The organism is Micrococcus sp. LASM2_SD2 (assembly GCF_057364565.1).
Map to the genome: position 1 here is coordinate 1 of NZ_JBNFOB010000094.1, position 8,022 is coordinate 8,022.

Sequence of the window (8,022 nt, forward strand, 5' to 3'; positions counted from 1 at the left end):
CGCCGCGGGCGCCGTCCGGGGTCCCGCTCGGTGGCGTCCGGGCTCGGTGCCACGCCCGCCTCGGCGCGGGAGGCCGCGATCATCTCCGCGGTCCGGACCGCGGTGCCCGAGGGGGCGTCCAGCTTCGCCGGGTGATGCAGCTCCACGACCTCCACGGACTCGAAGTACCGTGCGGCCTGGGCGGCGAAGGCGGTGGCCAGCACGGAGCCGACCGAGAAGTTCGGGGCGATCAGCACGCCCACCTGCGGATGGTCCGCGAGCTGGATGACGAGCCGCTCGCGACGCTCCGGCACCCAGCCGGAGGTGCCCACCACCGTGTGCAGGCCGTGCTCCACGGCGAAGGCCACGTTCTCCGGGGACGCGTCCGGGACGGTGAGGTCCAGGACGTGCGTGGCACCGGAGTCCAGGACCTGCTCCAGGGGGTCCTTCGAGGTCAGCTGCGCGACCAGCTCGATGTCCTCGGCGGCGGTGACGGCCTCGACGGCATGGCGGCCCATCTTGCCGGAGGCGCCCAGCAGGGCGACGCGGATCGGGGCGTCCGGGGCGGCGGGGGTGTGCTCGGCACTCATGCGCACCAGCCTACGCCGGGACCGCCCGGCGCCGGCGGCGCCGACCCGGCCGTCTCACGCGTTGAGGCGGACGTCGCGGGTGAGGCGGACGTCTCGGGTGAGGCGGACGTCTCGGGTGAGGCGGCGTCGTCAGGAAGGACGCCGGCAATGGCCGGGGACGGGATGGGCCGAGGCTCAGGAGCCCTCCGGGCCGACAACGACCGTGGCCCGCTCCCCCTCCACCAGGCGGGCGGCCACCTGGCGCACCTCCTCGGCGCCGACCGCGCGGACGCGGTCCAGGGAGCCGGTGAGATCCACGAACTCGCCCAGTACCAGCTCGGAGCGGCCCAGCCGGGACATACGGGCGCCGGTGGACTCCATGCCCAGCACTGTGCCGCCGCAGATCTGACCGTGGGCACGATCCAGCTCCTCCACGGTGACGTGCTCGACGGCCATCCGCTCCAGCTCGGCCACCATGAGGTCCGCGACCTCCCGCACCCGCGCGGGCTGGCAGCCGGCGTAGAGCCCGTAGTAGCCGAGGTCCGAGTAGCCGGCGGAGAACGCGTAGGTGGAGTACGCCAGGCCGCGCTGCTCGCGGATCTGCTGGAACAGGCGGGAGGACATGCCGCCGCCGAGGATCGCGTTCATGACGCCCAGGGCGAAGCGGTCCTCGTCCGTGGTGGACAGCGACCGTCCGCCGACCAGCACGTTGGCCTGCTCCACCTGCTTGGCGAACCGGTGCACGCCCGGGGCGATCGAGGCCGTCGCCGCGGCGGCGGTGTCCACAGCACGGCGCGGGGCCGGGGACGCGCCCTCCGGCAGGTCCCACTGCGTGCGGGACAGGGCCTCGAGGACGAGGCGGCAGACCTCGTCGTGGTCCAGGCCGCCGGCGGCGGTCACCACGATCTCGTCCGGGCGGTACCAGTGCGAGTAGTGGTCCCAGACGTGGTCCCTGCTGACGCCGCGGATGGTGTCCGGGGTGCCGCCGATCGGGCGGGCCAGCGGGTGCGCGCCGAGCAGGACCTCCGCGAGGCGCTCGTGCGCGTAGTCCATCGGGTCGTCCGCGTCCATGGCGAGCTCCTCGAGGATCACCCCGCGCTCGGTCTCCATCTCGCCCGGGTCGATCACCGAGGAGGCCAGCATGTCCGTGAGGACCTCGATCGCCATCGGCAGGTCCTCGTCCAGCACGCGCGCGTGGTAGACCGTGGACTCCTTCGCGGTGCCGGCGTTGGACTCCCCGCCCACCCGGTCGAAGGCCGCGGCGATGTCCATGGCGGAGCGGGTGGGCGTGCCCTTGAAGAGCAGGTGCTCCAGGAAGTGGGTGGAGCCGAAGCCCTGCTCGGACTCGTCCCGGGAGCCGACCGCCACCCAGTAGCCGATGGTCACCGAGCGCTGGTTCGGCATCGCCTCGGTCAGCACGCGGACGCCTCCGGGCAGAACGGAGCGGCGGATCTCACCGGCGCCGTCGTCGGAGAGGGGGCCGGTGTAATCGAGGGGGATCTGCTGGATGGAAGTCACCCGGCCCATTGTTCCGAACCGCGCGGGCTTCGGCGAACCAGTGGACATGGCGCGCCTCGCGTGCCGAACCAGAGGAAGTAGTCACTTCAGCGGGCCGCCAACCAGCCGAACCTTCTGGCTCGGCGTGGGGTGGCGGCGGTTGTTCTCCCCCGCAGCTCACCACCCCCGGACACGACGGCGGCCCCGTACCGACGAGCTGCATGCTCGCCGGCACGGGGCCGTGCGTCGGGGGCCGGCGGGTGCCGGGGACCCGGTGGTCCCGGCCCGCCGGTCCGGGCCGATCAGGCCTCGGTGGACTCCGTGGACTCGACCGCGTCGGCGGTCTCGGCGTCGGAGGCGTCCTCGGCCACGACCGGGGCGAGCGAGAGCTTGCCGCGATCGTCGATCTTGGTGATCTCGACCTGCACCTTCTGGCCCACGCCCACGACGTCCTCGACGTCGTCCACGCGCTTGCCGTCGTTGAGCTTGCGCAGCTCGGAGATGTGCAGCAGACCGTCCTTGCCCGGGGTGAGGGACACGAACGCGCCGAAGGTGGTCAGCTTCACCACTGTGCCGAGGTAGCGCTCGCCGACCTCGGGGACCTGCGGGTTGGCGATGGCGTTCACCAGGGAGCGGGCGGCCTCGGCCGCGGAGCCCTCGGTGGCGCCGATCAGCACGGTGCCGTCGTCCTCGATGGTGATGTCCGCACCGGTGTCGTCCTGGATCTGGTTGATCATGGCGCCCTTGGGGCCGATGACCGCACCAATCTTGTCCACCGGGATGCGCACCGAGATGATGCGCGGGGCGGTCTCGGCCATCTCGTCCGGGCCGTCGATCGCGGCGTTCAGCACGCCCAGGATGTGGAGGCGGGCCTCACGGGCCTGGGTCAGCGCGGCGGCGAGCACGGAGGCCGGGATGCCGTCGAGCTTGGTGTCCAGCTGGATCGCGGTGACGAACTCGGAGGTGCCGGCCACCTTGAAGTCCATGTCGCCGAACGCGTCCTCGGCACCGAGGATGTCGGTGAGGGCGGCGTACTGGGTCTGGCCGTCCACCTCGGCGGAGACCAGGCCCATGGCGATGCCGGCCACCGGGGCGCGCAGCGGCACACCGGCGTTCAGCAGGGACAGGGTGGAGGCGCAGACCGAGCCCATGGAGGTCGAGCCGTTGGAGCCGAGAGCCTCGGAGACCTGACGGATCGCGTACGGGAACTCCTCGCGGGACGGCAGCACCGGCACCACGGCGCGCTCGGCGAGGGCGCCGTGGCCGATCTCGCGGCGCTTCGGGGAGCCCACGCGACCGGTCTCGCCGGTGGAGTACGGCGGGAAGTTGTAGTGGTGGATGTAGCGCTTGGAGGTCTCCGGCGCCAGGGAGTCGATCTGCTGCTCCATCTTGAGCATGTTCAGCGTGGTGACGCCCATGATCTGGGTCTCGCCGCGCTCGAAGATCGCGGAGCCGTGCACGCGGGGCAGGACCTCGACCTCGGCGGTGAGCTTGCGGATGTCGGTGAGGCCGCGGCCGTCGATGCGGACCTGCTCGCGCAGGATGCGTTGGCGCACGATCTGCTTGGTGACCGAGCCGAAGGCCTTGGCGATCTCGGAGCGGCGCTCCTCGAACTCCTTGCCCTCGCCGGCGAGCTCCTCGAGGACCTCGGCGTGGTAGGCGTCGGAGGCGGCCTCGCGCTCCTGCTTGTCGCCGATCGAGAAGATCTCGGTCAGACGGTCCGAGGCGAGCTTCTCCACGGCGGCGTAGGCGTCGTCCTCGTAGTCCTTGAAGACCGGGACGTCCACCGGCTCCTTGCCGGCGCGGGCGGCCAGGTCGGCCTGGGCCTCGCACAGGGTGCGGATGAACGGCTTGGCGGCCTCGAGGCCCTCGGCCACGATCTCCTCGGTGGGGGCGCCGGCGCCCTGCTCCTTGATGAGGGTCCAGGCGTCCGGGGTGGCCTCGGCCTCGACCATCATCACGGCGATGTCGTCACCGGCCACACGGCCGGCCACGGCCATGTTGAACACGGCGTCCTTGAGCTGGGAGTGCTTCGGGAACGCGACCCACTGGCGCTGGCCGGAGCCGTTGTCCAGCAGGGCCATGCGCACGCCGCCGATCGGGCCGGAGAACGGCAGACCGGAGAGCTGGGTGGACATGGACGCGGCGTTGATCGCCACGGTGTCGTAGATCTCGTCCGGGGCGATCGAGGTGACGGTCACGACGACCTGGACCTCGTTGCGGATGCCCTTGGTGAAGGCCGGGCGCAGCGGGCGGTCGATCAGACGGCAGGTGAGGATCGCGTCGGTGGTCGGGCGGCCCTCGCGGCGGAAGAACGAGCCGGGGATGCGACCCGCGGCGTACATGCGCTCCTCGACGTCCACGGTGAGCGGGAAGAAGTCGAAGCCCTCACGCGGGGACTTGCCCACGGTGGTGGCGGACAGCATCGACGTCTCCTCGTCGATGTACACCATCGCGGCGCCGGCGGCCTGCTGGGCGAGGCGGCCGGTCTCGAAGCGCACGGTGCGCTTTCCGTAGGAGCCGTTGTCGATGACGGCTTCGGTGAATGTGATCTCAGGACCTTCCATGGTCCCTCCTTTCAGAGCGACGTCCCTGCACTGTCGGAGGCACCCTCCTGGTCTTCGATCGAGGCTCTCGGCGTCCGCCTGCCCGGTGGGGCGGCGGGTCCGGGAGCCACTGTCGAGGACCGCGAAGCGGTGCCGGCAGGGGCGTCTGGGTGTTGCATTGGGGTGACGTCGTCCACGCGGGGTGCGGGGCCGTCGTCGTTGGACAGACTAGAGGCGGCACGCTACGGGTGGGAGTCCCACGCCGGAGCGGCACCGCCTCGTCATCGCCTGTTCAGCACTGCGTCACTTGCGCAGGCCGAGGCGCTCGATCAGCGAGCGGTAGCGCTCGATGTCGGTGTCCTTGAGGTAGCCGAGCATGCGACGACGGCGACCGACCATGGCCATCAGGCCGCGGCGGGTGTGGTGGTCGTGCTTGTGCTCCTTGAGGTGCTCGGTCAGGTCCTTGATGCGACGCGACAGGACCGCGATCTGCACCTCGGGCGAACCGGTGTCACCCTCGTGGGTGGCGTACTCCGTGATGATCTGCTGCTTGACAGCCGGATCCAGGGCCATGATGAACTCCTTGAGAGTTGTACCGCGAACAGTGGGCCCGGACGAGGCGTCCGGGGGCGCCCTCCACCGCGGACTGCAGCGGGCACCGACCTTCAACTTTACACGACGACGGCCCTCCCCCTTTCGTCGCAGGCCCGCCCCCGCCTCGGGCCGGTCAGGACACGTCGAGTGCCGTCTCAGGTCGGTGCCGCGGTGTCCGGTCCCGTTGCTAGCGTCATCGGCATGAGCCAGCCGCCTACCCACCCCGCGCTCGTCCCCGACGAGCCCCCGCGACCTCCTGTGTCCCCCGAGCAGGCCCCGTACGGCGCGCCGCCACAGGGAATGCCCCCGCAAGGAGGGCCTCTGGGCGGGCCGCCACAGGGAGGCTTCCCGCCGGCCGCTCCCCCGCCGATGCCGATGAAGCCGCTGGACCTGCCGCTGATCGGTGCGGACTACTCGCAGACCCTGCGCACGCCGCGGCACCGCTGGTGGCATCCGCTGGGCTCGTTCGGGATCGCCCTGGGTCTGGGGATCGTGGTCCTGGTCCTCGGCACGCTCGCCGTGTTCCCCGCACTGATCGCCGCCGGCGGGCCGGAGGTGCTGGACGCGCCCGAGGCGATGTACGACGCCGCCTTCGAGTCCGCCCCCGTGATCGCGGTGAACAACCTCATGCTGGCCGCGCTGATCCCGGTCGCCCTGCTGGCGGTCCGGTGGGGCCATCCGGTCGCTTCCCGCTTCCTGCACTCGGTGGTCGGCCGGGTGCGCTGGGCGTGGATGGGCCGCTGCGCCCTGGTGCTGCTGCCGCTCTACCTGGTCTACGTGGTGGGCACGTGGGCGCTGAGCGGCGCCGAGGTCCTGCCGCGGGCCGAGGACTGGGTGTGGCTGCTGGTCATGGCGTTCGTGCTGACCCCGTTCCAGGCAGCCGGAGAGGAGTATCTGTTCCGCGGCTGGGTGCTGGCCTCGGTGGGCTCCTGGTTCCGCAGGCCGCTGGCGGGCTGGATCGTGGGCGGGGTGGTCTCCACCGCGATCTTCGCCCTGGCCCACGGGTCGCTGGACGTCTGGATCCTGATCGACCTGGGTGCGTTCGCGGCGGCCGCGGTGTGGCTGACGTGGCGCACCGGCGGCCTGGAGGCGGCGGTCGCCCTGCATGTGGTGAACAACGTGGTGGTCATCGCGGCGGGCACGCTCGCGGGGACCGCGACCGAGTCCTACGTGGACCCCTCGGCCACCGGAGACCCGGCCACCGCCCTCACCTCCGCGGTGTTCTCGTTCCTCTGCGCGGGCCTGCTGGGCTGGCAGGCGAGGCGTGCCGGCGTCGAGCAGACCGTCCCGGCGGAGGTCGGCGCCCGCCCCTGAGCCTCGCCCCGGAGCGTTGTCGCTAGCGAAAACGCCGGGGAAGGAGCCTCAGAATCCGGCCTGCAGCAGCGACGCGGCCTCGTCCGCGCAGCCCCAGGACAGGGTGACGCCGGCGCCGCCGTGGCCGTAGCAGTGCACCACGGGCGTCGAGCCCAGGGTCTCGGCCTCCAGCCGCACCGCCGGGCGGACCGGCCGCAGCCCCACCCGATGCTCGCGGATCTGGGCCCCGGCCAGCTCGGGCACCAGCTTCACGGCACGGTCCAGGACCGCCGCGCCGATCGCCGGCACCGGGGCGGTCCGGGTGTCCTCCGGGTCCGAGGTGCCGCCCACCACGATGTCCCTCTCCCGAGGGAACACGTACACCGGCTGCTCCCCGGTCTGGTCCAGGGCCCAGCGGGTCAGCCCGCACTGCCGCAGCAGCAGGATCTGCCCGCGCGCGGTGGACATGCTCGGATCCGGCAGCAGCTCACGCGCCCCGAGACCGGCGGCCACCACGGTGGGCACGCCGTCGTCCGGCACGGCCTGAAGCCTCCGCCGCTCGATCCGTCCGCCACGGCCCTCGACCCTGCTCACCAGCCAGCCCAGGTAGACGCTCATGTCAGCCAGGGGCGCTGCGAACGCCCAGCCTCCGCCGGGCTCAATGTCCCGGCCGTCCACGCGCCGGAAGTCGATGACGTCCGTGGCCCAGGCCGGGTCCGGCAGCTGCCCCACCCCCACCTCGGTGCCGTCCACCAGGTGCACGCCCGAGGCCGGCTCCTGTTCGGCCAGGCGCACCAGTTCGGCCAGCGTCTGCACGCCCCACGCGGTCACCCGGTCCACCGGGGCGGCCAGGTACGGGTACCAGAGGGCGCCGGCCACCCGGGAGGTGGTCTGCTGCGGGTCCTTCTCCGTCAGCACCGTCACCGTGTGCCCGGCCTCGAGCAGGCGCACCGCGCAGCTCAGTCCGATCACCCCGGCGCCGATCACGCGCACCTCTGCCATGCCCCGTCGTCCTCTGTGTGGGCCGCCGTCTCGTCCTCGCCGCGCCGTCTCAGCGCCGCCGCGGCCGGCGGCCCGCCACGCGACGGTGAGGTACGGCACCGTGAGCACCTCGTCCTCAGCATGGCCGAGGTGCTCGTGCAGGTACCAGTCCAGGTTCGCGATCATCCTCTCCCGCGTGGGCCGCCCCGCCCGCAGCCAGTAGGAGCGCGAGGCCATCAGGCCGTGCAGCTGCGCCGGCCGCAGCTGCATGGACCAGCTCCAGCGCTCGTGTTCCTCGGGCCCGAACGGTGCGGCAAAGCGGCGCTGCTCGGGGGCGGCGGCGTGCACGTCCCCGGCATGCATGATCCGGGTCAGCCGGTGCACCCACGGCACGGTGGTGTCCAGCTGGTTCCACACCGCCGCCAGGCGCCCGCCCGGGCGCAGCACGCGGGCAGACTCGGCGCTCGCCGCCGGCACGTCCACCCAGTGCCAAGCCTGAGCCGCCACCACGACGTCGGCACTGGCCTCCGCCAGCCCGCTCGCCTCCGCTGTGCCCGGCAGGG

The 8,022-nt window shown here is 72.3% G+C and carries 6 protein-coding genes and 1 pseudogene; 1 reads left to right on the plus strand and 6 read right to left on the minus strand.

What is annotated here, in order from left to right:
- From AC2W7A_RS06630 to rpsO, 4 genes are all read right to left on the minus strand, one after another.
- Window positions 1-569: 4-hydroxy-tetrahydrodipicolinate reductase (locus tag AC2W7A_RS06630; protein WP_485990667.1), on the minus strand; the 569-nt coding region annotated here is incomplete at its 3' end.
- A gap of 174 nt (window positions 570-743) precedes the next feature.
- Window positions 744-2,066 carry a M16 family metallopeptidase gene (locus tag AC2W7A_RS06635; protein ID WP_485990668.1) on the minus strand — a complete coding sequence of 441 codons (1,323 nt, stop codon included), beginning with the start codon at window positions 2,064-2,066 and terminating at the stop codon, window positions 744-746.
- A gap of 281 nt (window positions 2,067-2,347) precedes the next feature.
- On the minus strand, window positions 2,348-4,612 hold the full coding sequence (locus AC2W7A_RS06640) for a polyribonucleotide nucleotidyltransferase (protein WP_485990669.1): 2,265 nt from the start codon (window positions 4,610-4,612) through the stop codon (window positions 2,348-2,350).
- 282 nt (window positions 4,613-4,894) lie between these two features.
- Window positions 4,895-5,164, minus strand: coding sequence for a 30S ribosomal protein S15 (gene rpsO / locus AC2W7A_RS06645; RefSeq protein ID WP_067189852.1), 270 nt, complete (start codon window positions 5,162-5,164; stop codon window positions 4,895-4,897).
- Between the two features lie 396 nt (window positions 5,165-5,560).
- On the opposite strand from rpsO, the gene AC2W7A_RS06650 reads away from it, so the two are divergent.
- Entirely contained in the window at window positions 5,561-6,499 is a 939-nt protein-coding gene (locus AC2W7A_RS06650) for a CPBP family intramembrane glutamic endopeptidase (RefSeq protein ID WP_485990670.1), read from the plus strand.
- Between the two features lie 48 nt (window positions 6,500-6,547).
- On the opposite strand, the gene AC2W7A_RS06655 is transcribed toward AC2W7A_RS06650, so the two are convergent.
- Both AC2W7A_RS06655 and AC2W7A_RS06660 read right to left on the minus strand, forming a co-directional pair.
- A complete protein-coding gene (locus AC2W7A_RS06655) occupies window positions 6,548-7,480 on the minus strand; it encodes an NAD(P)/FAD-dependent oxidoreductase (RefSeq protein ID WP_485990671.1) in 933 nt (310 codons plus the stop codon).
- A gap of 54 nt (window positions 7,481-7,534) precedes the next feature.
- Window positions 7,535-8,022: pseudogene (locus AC2W7A_RS06660) on the minus strand (methyltransferase domain-containing protein); the annotation flags it as partial.

What these genes read in the sequence shown, in the direction of transcription:
- AC2W7A_RS06655 (WP_485990671.1), bottom strand. Translation starts at nt 7,480, where the DNA reads ATGGCAGAGGTGCGCGTGATCGGCGCCGGGGTGATCGGACTGAGCTGC.
- AC2W7A_RS06640 (WP_485990669.1), bottom strand. Translation starts at nt 4,612, where the DNA reads ATGGAAGGTCCTGAGATCACATTCACCGAAGCCGTCATCGACAACGGC.
- AC2W7A_RS06650 (WP_485990670.1), top strand. Translation starts at nt 5,561, where the DNA reads ATGAAGCCGCTGGACCTGCCGCTGATCGGTGCGGACTACTCGCAGACC.
- rpsO (WP_067189852.1), bottom strand. Translation starts at nt 5,164, where the DNA reads ATGGCCCTGGATCCGGCTGTCAAGCAGCAGATCATCACGGAGTACGCC.